Source organism: Exiguobacterium sp. JMULE1 (assembly GCF_013337175.1).
Classification (GTDB): Bacteria; Bacillota; Bacilli; order Exiguobacteriales; family Exiguobacteriaceae; genus Exiguobacterium_A; species Exiguobacterium_A indicum.
In genome coordinates, this window is sequence record NZ_SGWC01000002.1 from 1,821,193 (window position 1) to 1,840,043 (window position 18,851).

The window sequence follows — 18,851 nt, forward strand, 5'->3', positions numbered from 1 at the left end:
CGTTCTCTTCCTTTCCGTCAGAACATTACCGCAAGTCGCGCAAGTGAAATCTTGTCGACCGGTATCTCAATTTTCAATTTTCTTGTTTTGACACGCACTTCGATTTCAAGCATCTCAGGTGTGTACGCGAGCAACGTTCCTTCGAATTCAACCGCATTCTTTACTGGATCGTGCGTTTTGATGTACACATGTTTCCCAATCGCCTTTTCGAAGTCCTCGTCTTTCTTCAGTGGACGTTCCGCTCCTGGACTAGCGACGTCGAGGTAATACGGCTCGTCGATCGGATCATTGTCATTCAATGCTTCCGATAACTGTTCATTGATTTTGACGCAGTCTTCAAGATCCACGCCACCCTCTTTGTCGATGGAGACACGTAGGAACCAATCCGCCCCTTCTTTGACGAATTCAACGTCGACTAGCTCCATCCCCTCTCGTTCGACGATTGGTTTTGCGAGCGCTTCGACCTTTTCCGTTACGTTCGTCATCTTCATCCTCCTTCAAAAAACAAACAAGAAAGGAGCAGGTCCCCCTACTCCTTCCAAGTCGTAGTATAAAAAACATTTCCTCACTCAATATAGCATAGGAAAGCGCTCAAAGCAAGTGTTCCTAAGGGTTTACAAGTCGAACAAGGAGAGCTGATTCTCGTCCGGTAACCCTTCGAGACAGCCTAGGTTATCGAGCGTCTCAATGATCGATTTCGATAACTTAGCGCGTTTTTGGAGGTCTTCCTTCGAGAGGAATTCGCCGCCTTTACGTGCTTCGACGATCTGCTTCGCTGCATTCGTCCCGAGACCTGTCACGGCATTAAACGGTGGTAACAACGTATCTCCGTCAATGAGGAATTCCGTTGCACTTGAGCGGTAGAGATCGACCTTTTGGAACGTAAAGCCACGTTCGATCATCTCAAGCGCGATTTCAAGAACCGTATACAGCCCTTTATCCTTCGCCGTCGCTTCAAATCCTTTATCCTTGATATCTTGCAAGACTTTCCGAACGGCAGCAGAGCCTTTATTCATCGCACCGATATCAAAGTCACCCGCACGAACCGTAAAGTACGAAGCGTAGTAATACATCGGATGGTGGACCTTATAGTAAGCAATCCGGACAGCCATCAAGACGTAGGCGGCAGCATGGGCTTTCGGGAACATGTACTTGATTTTCTTACAAGAATCGATATACCAGAGAGGTACATCGTTCTCGATCATCGCCTCTTCCATGTCAATCGAGAGTCCTTTCCCTTTTCGGACCGACTCCATGATTTTAAAGGCAAGCGACGGTTCAAGACCGGCGTAGATCAAGTAGACCATGATGTCATCTCGACAACCGATGACGTCTTTTAGTTCACACGTTCCGTTGTAGATCAATTCGCTGGCGTTTCCGAGCCAGACATCCGTTCCGTGCGAGAGTCCTGAAATCTGAACGAGCTCTGAGAACGTCGTCGGTTTCGTCTCTTCTAACATTTGGCGGACGAACTTTGTTCCAAACTCCGGAATGCCGAGCGTTCCTGTTTTTGAATCAATCTGTTCCGGCGTTACACCGATCGATTCCGTCGAACTGAAGATTTTCATGACTTCTGGGTCATCGACCGGAATCGTCTTCGGATCACGTCCTGACAGATCTTGTAGCATCCGGATCATTGTCGGGTCATCGTGACCGAGGATATCGAGTTTGAGTAAGTTATCGTGAATCGAGTGGAAGTCAAAGTGTGTCGTCTTCCATTCAGAACCCATATCGTCTGCCGGATACTGAATCGGACTAATATCGTAAATATCCATATAGTCCGGTACAACGATGATCCCACCCGGGTGTTGTCCGGTCGTCCGTTTGACACCGGTGACACCACTGACGAGACGATCGACTTCCGCATTCCGATACGTCAACTCATTCTCCGACTGATACCCTTTGACGTAGCCATACGCTGTCTTCTCAGCGATCGTACCGATCGTTCCGGCACGGTAGACGTAATCGTCACCGAACAGGACTTTCGTATAGGCGTGTGCTTGTGGCTGGTATTCTCCACTGAAGTTCAAATCGATATCCGGTACTTTATCCCCTTTAAATCCGAGGAACGTCTCGAACGGAATATCATGACCATCCTTAAATAATGGGACATCACATTTCGAACAAGACTTATCCGGTAAATCGAATCCCGAACCGACGGAACCGTCATCGAAGAACTCCGATTCCTTACAATTCGGACAGACGTAATGCGGTGGCAATGGATTGACTTCCGTGATCTCGGTCATCGTCGCAACGAGACTTGATCCGACCGATCCTCGTGAACCGACCAAATAGCCGTCGTCGAGTGATTTTTTAACGAGTTTATGGGAAATCAGATAGATAACGGCGAATCCGTGACCGATGATCGACTTCAACTCTTTTTCGAGGCGGGCTTCGACGATCTCCGGTAACGTGTCGCCGTAAATCCGGTGCGCCATATCGTACGACAAGTTCCGTACTTCTTCATCTGCCCCTTCGATCTTCGGTGTATAGAGATCCTTTGGAATGATGTCGATGTTCTCGAACTGTTCCGCGACGGCTTGACTGTTCGTGATGACGAGACGTTCCGACACATCCGGTCCGAGGAACTTGAAGTCATCCATCATTTCCTTCGTCGTCCGGAAGTGTGCCGGTGGCAGTTGTTTTCGCATGTTCAGCATGTTCGCTCCACCTTGCGTCCGGATCAAGATCTCCCGGTACGTCGCGTCATGTTGATCGAGGTAATGCACATTCCCTGTCGCGACTGGTAAGATATCATGTTCTTCCGCGACGCGGATGATCTTTTTGATCAGTTCGCGCAGTTCGAGTTCATTCTGAACGATTTCCCGTTCAATCAAATGACCATACATCGCGGGTGGCTGAATCTCGATGAAATCATAGAACTGCATCACTTTTGCTAAATCTTCGTCCGACTTGTTCAAGGCAGCATCAAACACCTCGCCATTATCGCAAGCTGATCCAATGATCAATCCATCCCGATGCGCGACGAGTTGCGAGCGTGGTGTGCGGACGACACGGTGCACGTGTTTCGTGTGAGCAATCGAAATCAATTGGTACAGATTCTTCAAGCCCGTCCGGTTCTTCGCATAGACCGTCGCGTGGTATGGCCGTGCCCGCGAGATATCTTTCCCCATCTCCCGGTTGAGCGAAGCGTGTGTCTTCATGTCGAACATCTCATCTGCCATTTGCAGCAATTTGACCATCAAATAGCCTGTCGCTTCCGCGTCATAGATGGCGCGGTGATGCTGCGTCAATTCGATGTCAAATCGTTTCGCGAGTGTGTTCAATCGATGGTTTTTTAGCGTCGGCATCAAAACACGGGCTAGCTCAAGCGTATCAATGACTGGCAAGACCGATTCATCGTGTCCACCGGAACGGAGTGTCGCATTCAAGAATCCGATATCGAATGAGGCATTATGGGCAACGAGAATCGAATCGCCGACCCAGTCCATAAATTCCTTGACGACTTGTTCCGGGTCTGGTTTTCCGCGGACCATATCATCGGTGATTCCTGTCAAATCAATCGTCGTCGCCGACAATAGATGCTTCGGATCCGCGAACGCTTCGAACTTATCTATGATATCACCGTCGTGGATCTTGACGGCTGCAAGTTCGATGATCTTGTTGTACATCGCCGATAGACCCGTCGTCTCGACGTCAAAGACAACGAATGTCGCGTCATCTAAGTTACGGTCCACGGGATGATAGGCGACTTGCACCCCGTCATCGACGACATTCGCTTCGATTCCATACAATACCTTGATATCGTTTTTCTTTCCGGCATAGTAGGCATCCGGGAAACTTTGGGCACCCGCGTGATCCGTGATCGCAACAGCAGGATGACCCCATTTCGCCGCGCGTTCAACGTATTTCGTCACGTTCATGACGGCGTCCATTTGACTCATTTGCGAGTGCGCATGTAACTCGACACGCTTCTCGCCTGCCCAAGGGTCAGCAGGGGCTTCCATCTTCACCTCTGACAGTTGGGCAATCATCATACAAAGATCGCGCAGGAACGTATCGAACTCAACGCGACCTGCCGCTTGAATCCACATCCCTTTTTTGATCGCAGAGAGTATCTTGACGTCTGTTTCGTCACGCGCAAACATCTTGACGACGAGGGAGTCCGTATAATCCGTCATTTTGAACGTAAAGATTGTCTTTCCACTTCGTAGTTCACGACTCTCTGCCGAGAAGACGAGACCACGAATCGCAATCCGTCGTTCCTCATCTTGGATCGTCTTAATCGGGACAATCTCATCTTGAATTGGTTTCCCGATCCGAATCTCAACCGGTCCTTCATCGTCATCCCGCGATTGTTCTCGTTTGAACTGCAACTCGAGCATCCGTTTTGCTTCTTCCATGTCTTCCTGTTTTACCTGATTGCGCAACGCTTCTTGTTTCGATTCGTTGATTTGAACAATCGGTTCACAGTTGAATTTCGGAAATCCGTAAGCACTATAAAGTAACTGCAATTCCCCACATAAGCTACTTTTTAAGAATCCTGCTTCCGGTTCACTTCGGACTGGAATGAATAATTTCTGTTCTTTGAACTCCGGTAAGACACGTCCGAGTTGTGTCCGCAGCGCCGATGAAACGTCGGCGAGATCTTGCACGACATATGGCCAGTAATCATGATATAGGCGTTCGTCTGGTCGACTATCCGCGTATAGGATAACTTTGACTTCGGCGAATTGCTGATACCGACTTATCAAACGACTCGTAAAGAGTTGATAGACGTTTTGGGGCAAAACGTGTGGCAAGCGGATTTCAAATGTCCAGGTTGCTTTTGCTTTATTGACGCGAAGCTTCTCAAGAACTGCTTCGTTAAAGTATTCTTCAATGATACCGTTCGGTAATTCCAAGTCACTCAGCAACAGTGACATGCGTTGTTGTGTATCCACTCGCAATTGTGCTGTCTGATCGCTTCACACCGTGACAGCAACTCCTCCTCCTCTTGCGGATTGCCCAAGGGGCGAATGGGTGTGAGACAAGAAAACAGTCACTTTATGAAAAGTGACCGTCTCCATTCTTTATTCTAAACCTTCATAGAGTGAACGAACAGCCTCAACGACTTGTTCTTGTCCAATTTCTTCTGCATCGCCACCGCGACGAGCTTTTAATTCGACGATTCCTTCTGCCGCTTTTTTGCCGACGTTCAAGCGAACCGGTAGACCAATCAAATCCGCATCGGCGAATTTGACGCCTGCTCGTTCTTTCCGGTCGTCAAGCAGGACGCTGAATCCTGCAGCTGTCAATTCACGGTATAGTGTTTCTCCGAGTTCAAGCTGTTCTGCATTTTTACCATTGACGACAATCAAATGGACATCGTATGGTGCGATCGCTTTTGGCCAAATGATTCCGCGCTCATCATAATGTTGTTCGACGACTGCCGACAATGTCCGCGAGACACCGATGCCGTAACATCCCATGATGAGTGGTTGTGCTTTACCGCCTTCATCAAGGAACGTCGCTCCCATTCCTTCAGAGTAACGTGTTCCGAGTTTGAAGACTTGACCGACTTCGATGCCACGTGCGAATTTAACGTTTCCGTTGCCGTCTGGTGACGCGTCACCTTCTTCGACGAAGCGCAAGTCCGTATAGTCTGCTTCGAAATCACGGCTTGGATCGACATGGATATAATGTGTTTCCGCTTTGTTTGCACCACAGACAGCGTTCGTCAAGGCACGTACCGCGTAATCGGCGACGATCTTCATGTCTGCCCCGATCGGTCCGAGTGTTCCAGGCGTTGAGTGAAGCGCTGCTTCAATCTCTTCGTCGCTCGCCATCGTGATGTCGAGTGCGCCCAGATAGTTTTTCAATTTGATATCGTTGACTTCGTGATCGCCCCGGACGAGTGCCATGACAAGTCCTTGTTCCGTTTTGAAAATGACGGTCTTGATCGATTCATTTGCTGGTAAGTTCAGATGTGCACTGACCGCTTCAATCGTCTTCGCATCTGCCGTATGCACTTCTTCAAGTGCTTCTGGTGCTTTGTCTTGCTTCGGATAGGCATCGATCGACTCTGCCATCTCTAAGTTCGCTGCATAATCCGATTGGTCCGAGTAGACGATCGTGTCTTCACCGATTGCTGCTAACGCATGGAACTCATGTGTTCCACTACCACCGATTGCACCCGAGTCAGCGACGACTGGACGGAACTCAAGACCCACACGTGAGAAAATCCGCGAATACGTATCAAACATGTTTTGATACTCTTCGTCTAAGCTCTCTTGTGACGAATGGAACGAGTATGCATCTTTCATGATGAACTCACGACCACGTAATAAACCGAAACGTGGGCGACGTTCGTCACGGTATTTCATTTGAATCTGGAAGAGATTGACCGGTAACTTTTTGTACGAGTTCAATTCATCACGAACGATTGAAGTGATCAGTTCCTCGTGCGTCGCTCCGAGCGCGAACCGGCGATCATGACGATCCGTCAAGCGCATTAATTCAGGTCCATAGATATCCCAGCGTCCTGTTTCTTCCCATAGTTCAGCTGGTTGAATCGCTGGCATCAGTAATTCTTGCGCACCCGCTGCCTCTAATTCCTCGCGAATGATTGTCTCGATGTTTGCGAGAACCCGTTTTGCGAGTGGGAGATACGAATAGATTCCAGCGGCATTTTGACGCATGAATCCTGCACGAAGCAAGAGTTGGTGACTGATGGCTTCTGCATCAGATGGTACTTCACGCAACGTTGGCATGAATAGTTTTGATTGTTTCATAATGAGTCACGAACTCCTTTGACTGAGTGATTAATTAAAAGAATTTTTGAATGTCGTTCCAAGTAACGACGAGCATGAGTAACATCAAAAGCGCAAAACCGACGAAGTGAACCAATCCTTCTTTTTGAGGATCGACCGGTTTACCGCGTAAGGCTTCAAGGAAGAGGAACAGCAAGCGTCCTCCGTCAAGTGCTGGAAGTGGCAACAAGTTGAAGACTGCTAAGTTAACGGACAACAGTGCCGTCCATGTCAAGAGCATCGAGAACCCACTATCTGCGACCTGATCGGTCATCTTGACGATCCCGACTGGCCCTGATAATTGATCGACGCCAACGACACCGGTCACGAGATCTCCAACAGCTCCGACGATGAGCGTCGACATCCGCCATGTTTCTGAAACGCCCGTTTGTAGTGCTGTTCCGAATGATTTTTCTGTCTCATTCGTAACACCAATGATGCCGACCTTCTGTTCTCCTTGCTGCTGCACTTTTGGCGTGATCTCAGTTGTCGTCTCTTTCCCATCACGCTCATATTTTACTTCTGTCGCTTTCCCAGCACGATCTTGGAATCCAGCACGTAAATCCGTCCATTTGGCTGTATCCTGTCCGTTGACTGAGATGATCCGGTCACCTTCAACAAGTCCTGCTTGATCGGCAGGTGAACCTTTTTGTACTGTACCGATGACGCTTTCCCCTGTCGGAGAGCCATTATATAAGGCAAGACCGAATAAAATGACGAACGCGAGGACAAAATTCATGAACGGTCCTGCAGCAATCGCAAGGACGCGTTTCCAAACGGATTTCGAACCAAATGTGCGATCATACGGCGCAATTTGTGTCCGTGTCTGACCTTCGACAAGAAATGCTGTCGGGGAGACAGGGTATCGGACCGAGGTCTCATCCTGTAACCCAACGAGTTCGAGTTGACGCAACAAGTCAATCCGCTCGACAGTAACGACTTGGTCGACTTGTGGCTGATCTGAATCGAAATAAATCGTCTCGATGACACCGTCTTTTAACTGTAATCCGACGGTTTGACCTGATTTGATCTCAACGAGTTCAGGTTCTTCACCCGCCATCTTGACGTAACCGCCAATCGGCAACAGGCGTACCGTATACAACGTCTCATTCTTAAACACTGAAAAGATCTTCGGTCCAAATCCAATCGCGAATTCCCGACAGAGAATACCTGCCCGCTTCGCCATTACGAGATGACCCCATTCATGGACGGCGACGAGTACACCGAACATCAGTACGATTGAAATAAAGGTCGTCATTACTTATCCCATCCTTAGTTAGCGAATGTAAGAGACGATACGAACTCACGCGCCCATCGATCGGCTTCAAGGATTTGATCCAAGGAAGGCTCGTCGATAAGGGTATGAGCTTGAAGCGCCGCCTCAACGCTCGCTTCGATTTCTAAAAAGCGAATGTCCCCTTTTAAAAAACGGTCCACTGCTTGTTCGTTCGCAGCATTGAGTACTGATGGCATCGAACCACCGGCTTGACCCGCTTCAAAAGCAAGTCGTAACAACGGATAACGTTCGAATGAAGCATCAGCAAAGTGTAAGCGTCCGATTTCCTTTAAGTTTAACCGTTCTCCCCCTTGGATTTCAAGGCGGGACGGATATGTAAGAGCGTACTGAATCGGCTCCCGCATGTCGGGCATACCAAGCTGCGCCATGACGGCACCATCGTTGAACTCAACCATCGAGTGGATGATCGATTCACGATGAATGACGACATCGATATCCGCATAGTCGACATCAAATAACCAGTGCGCTTCAATGACTTCGAACCCTTTGTTCATCATCGTCGCCGAATCAATCGTGATTTTTGCTCCCATCGACCAGTTCGGATGCGCCAGTGCTTGTTCGACCGTCACGTCTGCCAGATCTTCCCGTGATTGATCACGGAAGCTTCCGCCTGACGCCGTTAAGATGATTTGACGCATATCCTCTCGCCGCTCCCCGTTCAAGCATTGGAAGATTGCCGCATGTTCACTATCAACAGGTAAAATCGTCACGTTTTTTTCGCGCGCGAGCTTCATGACAAGGTGCCCTGCCGTGACGAGTGTTTCTTTGTTCGCAAGACCAATCGTCTTACCCGCCTCGATCGCGGCAAGCGTCGGACGTAAGCCGACAGCTCCTACGACCGCTGTAATGACTGTATCGACTTCAGGATGCGTCACGATATCAAGCAATCCTTCTTCACCGATGACGATCGTCGGCTGATAACTCAACTGCTGCTCGAGTTCTTGACGTGTTGTCTCATCTTGAACTCCGACAAGCATCGGTTGCAAACGATTCAACCACGGTACGGCGACCGTCGTGTTGCGACCAAATGCAAAACTCGTCAATTCAAAAAGGTCTGGATTAGCCGCAATGACATCAAGTGTCTGCGTACCAATCGATCCCGTTCCACCGATGATACTGATTTTCTTCATAATGAAGTGCCTCCTCAAGCAAAGATATCGAGTACGACGAGGACCGTAAAGACGATCATCATGCTGTCGAACCGATCTAGAATACCACCATGGCCCGGTAGTAACGTTCCAGAATCCTTCACACCATAATGGCGTTTGTAAGCGGACTGGACCAAGTCACCAAGTTGCCCAACGACGGCAACGATGATGGCAAGGACAATGACTTTCCCAAAACCGACTGTCGGTTCGATACTTTCAAACACGACACCGAGTAAGATGGCAAGTAGCACGCCACCGACTGCCCCTTCAATCGTTTTGTTCGGGCTGATTGACGGCCACAGTTTATTCTTACCAAATCGTTTCCCGACGAAGTACGCCCCTGAATCCGTAAACCAGATCAAGAGAATGATCAAGAGCGACCACGTTAATCCATGTTCGAGTAAGCGGATGTAGGCGAACGATGCAAAACCGACACCAACATAAACCGCAGTCAGAAGTAAAAAGGCGACATCATCGAACGTAAAGACATTTTTCGAAAACACGTTCCAAAAGAGACCGATCAATAAAATGATCATTGCCCAAGCGATTGGTGAAAGTCCGATTGGGAGTGTCCGATCGACTGCCTCTTCATAGATACCGACGAATGGTAATAACGTACCGATCCCGAATAAAATCCGTGGAATGCGCGAGCCGCTCCATTGTCGCATCCGGACGAGCTCGGTATAACCGAGAATCGTTAGTACTGCCATAAACGCTAAAAAGGGAAGTCCACCGATGTACAAAAGCGCCAAAAAGATGGCGCCTGCCCATATCCCTGTGATAATCCGAGTTTTCATAAGCTAGTTCCTCATTTAATCAGACGCCGCCAAATCGGCGTGTCCGTTGATTGTAATCTTCAATTGCTGCCAAGAAAGCATCCCGACGAAACTCTGGCCACAAGACATCTGTAAAATAAAACTCTGCGTACGCCGCTTGCCAAAGTAAGAAGTTCGATAACCGTTGTTCGCCACTCGTTCGAATCACGAAATCGACATCGGTTACGGATCCTGTCATTAGCTCGCGCTCGATCGTCTCCGGTGTAATCGCATCCGGTGACAATGTTCCTGCCTGAACCTGTGCGCCCAGTTTTTGCATGACTTGCACGAGTTCATCGCGTCCTCCATAATTCAGAGCGAAAATCAGACGAAGTCCTGTATTGTGTTGCGTATCCAGTTTCGCTTGTTCGACCGCCTCACGCGTGAAATGAGGGAGGCGAGATACTTCACCTGCTACCTCGACCTTAACATTTTGGGCATCGAGTTCTTTCAAATCTGATTCTAAAAACTGAGCTGGGAGCTTCATCAAAAAATTAACTTCTTCTTCTGGACGCGTCCAGTTTTCAGTTGAAAAGGCATATAGTGTCAAGCTTCTGATACCAAGCTCATTTGCAACTCGAACGACTTCTCGAATCGATTTCATCCCTTCACGATGTCCCATAATTCGCGGAAGCCCACGTTTTTTTGCCCATCGTCCATTTCCATCCATGATGATCGCAACATGTTCTGGCACCCGTTCATAGGTTTCGGTTTCTTTCGTCTGATTCAACCATTGAAACATTCGCACTTCCTCCTCTCTCAATTATGAAGAAAGGGACTCTTCGTGTGACAAAGAGTCCCCCACATGACGATCCGTCGCGTCATACTTCCATGATTTCTTGTTCTTTTTCCGTTGCCGTTTGATCAAGTTGTTTGACGAACTTGTCTGTCAACGTCTGAACATCTTCTGTATAACCACGTAGATCATCTTCTGTCAATGCACCATCTTTTTCTTGTTTCTTCAACTGTTCGTTCGTGTCACGACGAATGTTACGGAGGGCAACCTTGCCTTCTTCCGTATACTTCTTGACGAGTTTAACCAGTTCCTTCCGACGCTCTTCCGTTAATGGTGGAATCGCAAGACGGATGACCGTACCATCAGATGATGGTGCAAGACCAAGATCAGCACGTTGAATCGCTTTTTCAATCTCACTCACCATTGACTTATCCCAAGGAGTGATCAAGATTAGGCGTGCCTCTGGTGTGTTGACATTCGCTACTTGATTCAGCGGTGTTGGTGAACCATAGTATTCGACTTGAACGGGATCCAAAATCGCAACGTTCGCACGACCTGCACGGAGTGTCGCAAGTTCCTTCTTAAGTGAAAGATGTGCTTTTTCCATCCGTTCTTCGGCTTGTTTTAAGATTTCTTTTGACATATTAGTTCCCCCTTACGATTGTCCCGATTTCGTCACCGATGACGACACGTTTGATGTTACCTTCTTCCATCAACGAGAAGACGATGAGCGGGATGTCATTGTCCATACAAAGTGATGTAGCTGTAGAATCCATGACTTGGAGTCCATCTTTTAAGACATCCAAGTAAGAGAGCGTCTCGAATTTTTTCGCTTCTGGATCAACGTTCGGATCCGCTGAGTACACACCATCGACATTGTTTTTCGCCATCAAGATGACTTCTGCTTCGATTTCTGCTGCACGAAGAGCAGCCGTTGTGTCAGTTGAGAAATAAGGATTTCCGGTACCTGCTGCAAAAATAACAACTCGTCCTTTTTCAAGATGACGCATTGCACGGCGACGAATATATGGTTCTGCTACTTGGCGCATCTCGATCGATGTTTGAACACGTGTTTCAACACCTACATCTTCTAAACTGTCTTGAAGCGCAAGCGAGTTCATGACTGTCGCTAGCATCCCCATATAATCGGCATTGGCCCGGTCCATCCCAAGTTCTGCACCTGTTTTACCACGCCAAATATTTCCAGCTCCGACAACGACCGCTACTTCAACATTTAATTCAATCAATTCGCGAATCTGTTCCGAGATGGATTTGACGATGACAGGATTAATCCCAAACCCTTGATCTCCTGCGAGCGCTTCTCCGCTCAATTTTAACACAATCCGGTTATATTTCGGTTGCATGACTATGTCCCCCTTGCTAAATTCCGTAAAAAAGGAACACGAACCACTTCCACACGAAAGTGGATTGAAGCATACGTGTTCCTTCTCTTGTCATCAGGATGATCCCGATTCTTATTTTTTAAGTTGGTTCATAACTTCTTCAGCGAAGTTCTCTTCGCGTTTTTCCATACCTTCTCCAACTTCGAAGCGTACGAATGACACGACTTTACCGCCTTTAGATTCTACATATTTACCAACTTTGAAGTCTGGATCCTTAACGAACGTTTGATCGACGAGGCAGATTTCCTCGAAGAACTTGTTCATACGACCAACGATCATTTTTTCAACGATGTTAGCTGGTTTTCCTTCGTTCAATGCTTGCTCAGTGAGGACTTTTTCTTCACGTGCTTTTTCTTCTTCTGTGACAGAAGTACGGTCAACGTAAAGTGGACGTGCTGCTGCGATGTGCATTGCAACGTCTTTTGCAACTGTTTCGTCTGTCGTACCTTCGATAACGACGACTGAACCGATGCGACCACCCATGTGGAGGTAAGAACCGAAGACTGCATCATCTGCTTTTGTGAAGAGCGCTACGCGACGGAGTGAGATTTTCTCTCCGATTGTTGAAGCTTCTTCTGAGATGTATGTGTCGATTGTTTTGCCTGCTTCGTATTCAGAAGCAAGAGCAGCTTCTGCTGTCTCAGAACCGTTACGGAGAACAGCGTCTGCGATGTTTTGAACGAGTGTTTGGAAACGTTCGTTTTTCGCAACGAAGTCTGTTTCTGAGTTGATTTCAACGAGTGCCGCTTTGTTGCCGTCAACTGCAACTGCAGTCAACCCTTCAGCTGCGATACGATCGCCTTTTGCTGCTGCTTTAGCAATCCCTTTTTCACGCAAGAAATCTACTGCTGCGTTCATGTCACCGTCAGTTTCAACGAGTGCTTTTTTGCAGTCGAGCATACCTGCACCTGTTTTTTCACGAAGTTCTTTAACCATTGCTGCTGTAATAGCCATTCGATATTCCTCCTTATAACATCCTTAGTTTCAAAAAAAAGGTGATAAAAGGTCGATTCCCTTTATCACCTGGCATCACGAATTACTCAGCGTCTGCTACTACTTCTTCAGTAGTTTCAGGTGCTACGTTATCTTCGCCTTGTTTAACTTCGAGGATTGCGTCAGCCATTTTACCAGTGAGCAATTTGACTGCACGGATCGCATCGTCGTTCGCTGGGATGACGTAGTCGATTTCGTCTGGATCACAGTTCGTATCAACAATCGCAACGATTGGGATGTTGAGTTTGTGTGCTTCTGCAATCGCGATACGCTCTTTGCGTGGGTCAACGATGAAGAGTGCATCCGGAACGCCTGGCATATCTTTGATACCGCCGAGGAATTTCTCAAGACGAGTCATTTCTTTTTTAAGAATGATGACTTCTTTTTTAGGAAGAACTTCGAATGTACCGTTCTCTTCCATTTTTTCGAGTTGTTTCAAACGGTTGATACGTTTTTTGATTGTAGAGAAGTTCGTGAGAGTTCCACCCAACCAACGTTCGTTGATGAAGTATTGACCTGCACGGATCGCTTCTTCTTTCACAGTGTCTTGAGCTTGTTTTTTCGTACCAACGAAAAGAACGTTTCCGCCTTCAGACGCTACTTCACGGATGAAGTTGTATGCTTCGTCTACTTTTTTGACCGTTTTTTGAAGGTCGATGATGTAGATTCCGTTCCGTTCTGTGAAGATGTATTTCGCCATTTTTGGGTTCCAACGGCGTGTTTGGTGACCGAAGTGTACACCAGCTTCTAACAATTGTTTCATCGAGATTACTGCCATGATGAATTCCTCCTTTTGGGTTTTGGATGTCCTCCGCGATGATCGTCTGTCCAGCTAACCTATTAAAGGCACCGCAGCTGGCGATACATGCGTGCGTAATTAACACCGTAAACTAATATAGCATAAAGATTAACGAGGAGCAACCTTCGTTTGACGAGAAAGTTTAGCAATTAAAGCGACCTCACCCGTTCCCCGGTTCAAAGAACGAGCGAGTGTCTCAAGATCTGTTCCTTCGCGTAAAGCCTGCTCCACATCTGTTAAGACCTGTTCTTCGTTCTGTACTTCAGAAGGAACTGGTGTTTCAATATATGATTCAGCTCGTTCATTTTGTACACCATTTTCCTCAGGTAAAACTGATTCTATTGATGGATTCTGATATGTTTCATTTATAGGATTAGATGATACCTCAGATTTTACGTTCTGCTCGGTCATTTCATTTACTTGCTCCATAAAGCTTAATAAAACTTGCTCTGTTTCGCTTTTTTCAAGCTCTAAACGGGATATACGATCTTTTAAATCCGCTTGCTGACGAAACAGCACAAGTAGTGCGTAGCATATAAGAGCTGCTAAGAGTATATACACGACTGTCATGATTGATTTCCTTTCACATTGCGACACGATCTGCTAAGTAGGCACTTCCCAATGCATTTTTTAATTTACGGAGAGCCTTAGAGTGGATTTGAGAAATTCGAGATGTTGACAATTCAAGGATTTCGCCAATCTCAGTCAATGTTAATTCTTCATAGTAGAACAAGGAAACGACGAGTTGTTCTTTTTCTGACAGCTCTTTCACTTCCTCTGCTAATTTAGCAATCAACTCACGCATTAATAACATGTCTTCCGGAGTCGCAGTATCAGGGTCTAGATAGGAAACGGTCATTGCTTTCCCTTCATCTTGTAAAGTGACGGCTTCGTCAATCGATAATATATTTGCAAAATAACTTTCAGCTAACGCACTCTTCACTTCATCTGTAGACATTTCTACAATCGAAGATACTTCTTCAATCGTCGGAGTTCTTTGAAGAGATTGCTCTAGTATTTCAACAGCTGCTTCGACCCGCTTTGCTTTTTCTCGTAAAGAACGTGGTAACCAATCGATTTTTCGCAATCCGTCTAAAATTGCTCCTCGAATCCGAAAGGCGGCATACGTGTCGAATTTATTATTATGATTTTGATCGAATTTTTGAAGAGCATCGTACAATCCCATCATCCCTAAACTTTTCAATTCATCCCGATCGACACTTTTAGGTAATGTTGCACTTAGTCGTTGAACATGATACTGAACGAGAGGCTCGTAATTCAAAAGTAATTCATCTGCTACCGTGATATCACGTGTCGATAGCCATCGATCCCAAAGTTGTTGTAATTCCTCACGCATGACCATTCCTCCTCTATATTTCCAACGTCCCGACATTTACTGTCCGGATAACGAGACGTCCTGACTTTGAGTGGAACTCGATCGTCCGCCCATTCGTGCCACCTACATCTTCTGCAACGAGTGGGATTCCTGTCTTTTGTAACATATCTTTGACGGACGCAATGTTTCGTTCTCCAATTCGCATCGATTCATGTTCGTATTTGAATTGGAACATCTGTGCACCACCAGCAATCTTAGCACGTAAGCGTAATGCACCATTTGCTCGTAAGCGTTTTACGATTTCTAAAATAGCAGTATCTGCAAACTTACCGATTTCTGCCTCGCGATTACGACTAATGGCCGAATCTGGCAACATCACATGTGCCATGCTTGATAACCCTCGCTCTTGATCATAGATGACGACCCCAACGCAAGAACCAAGACCAGCAGTGCGAAGAATGACAGGCTGTTTGCTGATTGCGTATTCTGCAATTCCAATACGTATGAGTTCATCCATCAATGTCCACACCCAATCGCTGAAAAACTGTCTGAAACGCATTTGCTTCTGGAAGGAGAAGCAAGTGTCCAGTCAATTCATTCCCGGCACTAGAAAGATGAGTGTCGATATACAAAGCCATATTTCCCGGTGTTGAAGATTCAAGCAATGCCACCTCGAGAAGTGCGCCAACCATATCAAATGCAGAAGCAGGAACACTGACTTGGAGGGACAAATCCAACCAATCTGAAATCGATCGTGCATATGCCCCAATTAGTATATTCCCGATTTCCTCCCAGGCAGAAACCCCCATTTCATGAGAATCAGAGAAAAATTGGAATTCAGATTTCATTAGCTGTCCAATTAACTTTTCTGCATCATGGAGTGGCATCAAAAAAAGCAAGGTCGCTCGAATATCACCTGAAAACCGTAACAATGCGCCAGCCGTGTAAGCTTCTGCACCGCCCACACGATCTATGATCGTTGTAAACGATTCTAATTCGGCAGAAGGCACTTCGATTTCAATTGGTTTCCCTAAAAGTGTAGACAATGCTGTAGCAGCATGACCTGCTCCGATATTTCCAATTTCTCTGAAAATATCTTTTTGATCTGAATTAAGCATGAACGATATCCTCAAATAATCGATTTGGTTCGATTAAAGAAAACAGTTGGTCTTCTCCTTTTGCGACTGCCGTTAGGTAAGATGCATCTTCCTGTTTTTGTTCGCCCAAAGGCTCGATTCTAACTTCAGAAGATTCTACGACTTCATTCGCTCGATCAACGATGAATCCAGCGTCTCCGTGCTCAAGTGTTGCAATGATGATCCGTGTTTCTTCTGTTTCTTCGATCACGTCAAAACCTAAACGTGAACGTAAATCAATCACAGGTGTTACGACTCCACGCAAATTAATTACACCTTTAACGTAAGAAGCAGCATTTGGAATTCGTGTGATGGGAATGAGACGTTCAATTGAACGAACAGATTGTACGTCAATCCCATATGAATTCTCTTCTAGTTGAAAAACAACCCACTTTTGTTCCATCTTCAATTCCCTCACTTTCGTAATAGAGCGTTACTGTCAATGATTAATGCCACTTGCCCATCGCCAAGTATAGTTGCTCCGGAAATAGCCCGAATACCTTCGAGATAACTACCTAGCGGCTTCATGACAATTTCTTGTTGTCCAATCAGTTCAGAAACGATTAAACCTGCCAGCTTTTCACCACTACGAACAACAACAACGGAGTAAGCCTCCGCCTCATGTTGCGGCAATCCATAGACTTCATTTAATGAGATCAATGGAACCAATTGTCCACGGAAATCGAATACTTTCTCGCGATGCGCCTGTAAGATCGAAGAGCTTCTTAACGATGTTGTCTCAATGATTGCCGTCAACGGAATAGCATACGTTTCTTTACCAAGTTCAACCAACATTGCTGAAATGATAGATAACGTAAGTGGTAGACTAATTCGGAAAATAGTACCTTCACCACGACGTGTTTCTACAAATACTTCCCCACCAAGAGATTCAATCTTGGATTTCACAACATCGAGTCCTACACCTCGCCCGGACAAATCTGTCACCGTTTCTGCTGTCGAAAAACCTGGAGCGAATAATAACATCGATGCTTCTTCAATTGTTAATAGTGCCGCCTCTTCTTCCGTAATTAGCCCCTTTTCAATCGCGATTCGTGTGACGCGCTCGTGGTTAATTCCAGCACCATCATCTTCGATTTCAATGAAGACTCGATTTCCCGAATGATAGGCGCGTAATGATAAATTCCCTTCAACAGGTTTTCCAGCAAGAATTCGGTCCGCTTTGTTTTCGATTCCATGATCGATTGCATTACGAATCAAGTGAACTAATGGATCTCCGATCTCATCGATGACTGTTCGATCCAACTCTGTCTCAGCACCAGTGATATGAAGTTTTATGTGTTTTCCGACATCTTTCGATACAGAACGTACCATTCGTGGGAAACGATTAAATACTTGTTCAATTGGCATCATACGTAAAGTCAATACGAGAGACTGTAATTCGTTCGTCCCACGCTTAATTCGCTCAACAGTATCCGTCAATTCAGGAGAACCTACTTCTGCCGCAATTCGTTCTAAGCGACCTCGATCGATGATGAACTCCTCAAATAAGTTCATGAGGCGGTCAATCCGTTCAAGATTGACACGGATCGTTTTTGAAGCGACTGGTGCAGTGACATCCATTGGTTCACTCGTCGTAGAAGTCGCCTCTTTTTGAATCTCTTCAGTAACAGGTTCTTGTTGCAACGTAGAAGTGGCAACTTCTGCTTCTGACGTCGTCTCAAAAGGGACGATGGAAACATTCGCCACTTCTGATACGGCTTCAACTGCTTCTCGAATCGTCTCTTTTTCACTTTGTGTTACGAATAAAATCTCAAATGATGTATCAAAATGTTCTTGCTCTAAGTCATCTGAAGTCGGATTTGATAAAATGACGTCCCCCAGTGATTGAAGACGATCAAACACCATATAAACGCGAGCAGCTTTTAAGATGACATCAGCTGATAGTTCGACTGATAACACGTATGCTTGATAGCCTGCTGCAATCGATTGTTGGACAACCGCTTTTGAATAGACATCACATTCAAAATTCTGTTGCGTAGTAGGTAGAACATTCGTTTCAACTTGTACATCATTCGGTTGAATGAATCGCTTCAATCGATTAACCGTCTCCGTTACATCTAACTTTCCTTTTCCGCCTCGACTAATATCTTCAACCATCGTTTCAAGTTGTTCTGCCGCGACGAATAATACATCAATCAGTTCGGAAGTAGCTGGTTGTTTTTTAGAGCGAACTAAATCGAGAGCACTCTCCATTTCATGCGTTAAGTCAGCGATAGCATCATACCCCATCGTTCCTGCCATTCCTTTGAGTGTGTGAGCTGACCGGAAAATTTGATCAATGACAGCTTCGTCATCCATACGTTGTTCGAAATCCAATAAGCTTGTATTGATTGCTTGAAGGTGCTCCATTGATTCATCAAGGAACAATCCTACATATTCATTTAAGTCCATGAATGATTTCCTCCTTTATTTCCA

General features: G+C 46.3%; 17 protein-coding genes. All 17 read right to left on the bottom strand.

Features of this window, described 5'->3' with window-relative positions; all coding sequences use genetic code 11:
• Positions 1–17 precede the first annotated feature (17 nt).
• Complete coding sequence (gene rimP, locus EXW93_RS09895) at positions 18–485, bottom strand: ribosome maturation factor RimP (RefSeq protein WP_023468684.1); 468 nt, start codon at positions 483–485, stop codon at positions 18–20.
• Positions 486–614: 129 nt separating this feature from the next.
• Positions 615–4,886, bottom strand: coding sequence for a PolC-type DNA polymerase III (locus EXW93_RS09900; RefSeq protein ID WP_174316770.1), 4,272 nt, complete (start codon positions 4,884–4,886; stop codon positions 615–617).
• Between the two features lie 147 nt (positions 4,887–5,033).
• Positions 5,034–6,734: a proline--tRNA ligase gene (locus tag EXW93_RS09905; RefSeq protein WP_023468686.1), complete on the bottom strand. Its 1,701-nt coding sequence runs from the start codon at positions 6,732–6,734 to the stop codon at positions 5,034–5,036.
• Between the two features lie 34 nt (positions 6,735–6,768).
• Positions 6,769–8,010, bottom strand: coding sequence for an RIP metalloprotease RseP (gene rseP / locus EXW93_RS09910; RefSeq protein ID WP_174316414.1), 1,242 nt, complete (start codon positions 8,008–8,010; stop codon positions 6,769–6,771).
• Positions 8,011–8,024: 14 nt separating this feature from the next.
• Complete coding sequence (locus tag EXW93_RS09915) at positions 8,025–9,179, bottom strand: 1-deoxy-D-xylulose-5-phosphate reductoisomerase (RefSeq protein ID WP_035396787.1); 1,155 nt, start codon at positions 9,177–9,179, stop codon at positions 8,025–8,027.
• A gap of 14 nt (positions 9,180–9,193) precedes the next feature.
• Entirely contained in the window at positions 9,194–9,994 is an 801-nt protein-coding gene (locus tag EXW93_RS09920; protein ID WP_023468689.1) for a phosphatidate cytidylyltransferase, read from the bottom strand.
• Positions 9,995–10,013: 19 nt separating this feature from the next.
• Positions 10,014–10,754 carry an undecaprenyl pyrophosphate synthase gene (locus EXW93_RS09925; protein ID WP_023468690.1) on the bottom strand — a complete coding sequence of 247 codons (741 nt, stop codon included), beginning with the start codon at positions 10,752–10,754 and terminating at the stop codon, positions 10,014–10,016.
• Positions 10,755–10,833: 79 nt separating this feature from the next.
• Entirely contained in the window at positions 10,834–11,391 is a 558-nt protein-coding gene (gene frr / locus EXW93_RS09930) for a ribosome recycling factor (RefSeq protein ID WP_023468691.1), read from the bottom strand.
• Between the two features lies 1 nt (position 11,392).
• Positions 11,393–12,112, bottom strand: a complete 720-nt coding sequence (pyrH, locus tag EXW93_RS09935; protein ID WP_023468692.1) for a UMP kinase — start codon at positions 12,110–12,112, stop codon at positions 11,393–11,395.
• 111 nt (positions 12,113–12,223) lie between these two features.
• Positions 12,224–13,105 carry a translation elongation factor Ts gene (gene tsf / locus EXW93_RS09940; RefSeq protein WP_023468693.1) on the bottom strand — a complete coding sequence of 294 codons (882 nt, stop codon included), beginning with the start codon at positions 13,103–13,105 and terminating at the stop codon, positions 12,224–12,226.
• A gap of 82 nt (positions 13,106–13,187) precedes the next feature.
• On the bottom strand, positions 13,188–13,922 hold the full coding sequence (gene rpsB, locus EXW93_RS09945; RefSeq protein WP_012370721.1) for a 30S ribosomal protein S2: 735 nt from the start codon (positions 13,920–13,922) through the stop codon (positions 13,188–13,190).
• Between the two features lie 129 nt (positions 13,923–14,051).
• Positions 14,052–14,513, bottom strand: coding sequence for a hypothetical protein (locus tag EXW93_RS09950; RefSeq protein WP_023468694.1), 462 nt, complete (start codon positions 14,511–14,513; stop codon positions 14,052–14,054).
• Between the two features lie 13 nt (positions 14,514–14,526).
• Positions 14,527–15,300, bottom strand: coding sequence for a FliA/WhiG family RNA polymerase sigma factor (locus EXW93_RS09955; protein ID WP_023468695.1), 774 nt, complete (start codon positions 15,298–15,300; stop codon positions 14,527–14,529).
• A 13-nt stretch (positions 15,301–15,313) separates the two neighbouring features.
• Positions 15,314–15,796 (bottom strand): chemotaxis protein CheD, encoded by a 483-nt coding sequence (locus EXW93_RS09960; protein ID WP_023468696.1) that lies wholly within the window; start codon positions 15,794–15,796, stop codon positions 15,314–15,316.
• Positions 15,789–16,397: a chemotaxis protein CheC gene (locus tag EXW93_RS09965; protein WP_023468697.1), complete on the bottom strand. Its 609-nt coding sequence runs from the start codon at positions 16,395–16,397 to the stop codon at positions 15,789–15,791. Before EXW93_RS09965 ends, EXW93_RS09960 begins: the two co-directional genes overlap by 8 nt.
• The gene (locus tag EXW93_RS09970) at positions 16,390–16,818 is read right to left on the bottom strand and encodes a chemotaxis protein CheW (protein ID WP_023468698.1); all 429 of its coding nucleotides are present in this window, start codon (positions 16,816–16,818) and stop codon (positions 16,390–16,392) included. Before EXW93_RS09970 ends, EXW93_RS09965 begins: the two co-directional genes overlap by 8 nt.
• Positions 16,819–16,829: 11 nt before the next feature.
• Entirely contained in the window at positions 16,830–18,827 is a 1,998-nt protein-coding gene (locus tag EXW93_RS09975; RefSeq protein ID WP_023468699.1) for a chemotaxis protein CheA, read from the bottom strand.
• Positions 18,828–18,851 lie beyond the last annotated feature (24 nt).

Bases quoted from the DNA above. Each gene is read 5' to 3' on its own strand.
- rimP (WP_023468684.1), bottom strand. From the start codon at position 485: ATGACGAACGTAACGGAAAAGGTCGAAGCGCTCGCAAAACCAATCGTC.
- EXW93_RS09900 (WP_174316770.1), bottom strand. From the start codon at position 4,886: ATGTCACTGTTGCTGAGTGACTTGGAATTACCGAACGGTATCATTGAA.
- EXW93_RS09905 (WP_023468686.1), bottom strand. From the start codon at position 6,734: ATGAAACAATCAAAACTATTCATGCCAACGTTGCGTGAAGTACCATCT.
- rseP (WP_174316414.1), bottom strand. From the start codon at position 8,010: ATGACGACCTTTATTTCAATCGTACTGATGTTCGGTGTACTCGTCGCC.
- EXW93_RS09915 (WP_035396787.1), bottom strand. From the start codon at position 9,179: ATGAAGAAAATCAGTATCATCGGTGGAACGGGATCGATTGGTACGCAG.
- EXW93_RS09920 (WP_023468689.1), bottom strand. From the start codon at position 9,994: ATGAAAACTCGGATTATCACAGGGATATGGGCAGGCGCCATCTTTTTG.
- EXW93_RS09925 (WP_023468690.1), bottom strand. From the start codon at position 10,754: ATGTTTCAATGGTTGAATCAGACGAAAGAAACCGAAACCTATGAACGG.
- frr (WP_023468691.1), bottom strand. From the start codon at position 11,391: ATGTCAAAAGAAATCTTAAAACAAGCCGAAGAACGGATGGAAAAAGCA.
- pyrH (WP_023468692.1), bottom strand. From the start codon at position 12,112: ATGCAACCGAAATATAACCGGATTGTGTTAAAATTGAGCGGAGAAGCG.
- tsf (WP_023468693.1), bottom strand. From the start codon at position 13,105: ATGGCTATTACAGCAGCAATGGTTAAAGAACTTCGTGAAAAAACAGGT.
- rpsB (WP_012370721.1), bottom strand. From the start codon at position 13,922: ATGGCAGTAATCTCGATGAAACAATTGTTAGAAGCTGGTGTACACTTC.
- EXW93_RS09950 (WP_023468694.1), bottom strand. From the start codon at position 14,513: ATGACAGTCGTGTATATACTCTTAGCAGCTCTTATATGCTACGCACTA.
- EXW93_RS09955 (WP_023468695.1), bottom strand. From the start codon at position 15,300: ATGCGTGAGGAATTACAACAACTTTGGGATCGATGGCTATCGACACGT.
- EXW93_RS09960 (WP_023468696.1), bottom strand. From the start codon at position 15,796: ATGGATGAACTCATACGTATTGGAATTGCAGAATACGCAATCAGCAAA.
- EXW93_RS09965 (WP_023468697.1), bottom strand. From the start codon at position 16,397: ATGCTTAATTCAGATCAAAAAGATATTTTCAGAGAAATTGGAAATATC.
- EXW93_RS09970 (WP_023468698.1), bottom strand. From the start codon at position 16,818: ATGGAACAAAAGTGGGTTGTTTTTCAACTAGAAGAGAATTCATATGGG.
- EXW93_RS09975 (WP_023468699.1), bottom strand. From the start codon at position 18,827: ATGGACTTAAATGAATATGTAGGATTGTTCCTTGATGAATCAATGGAG.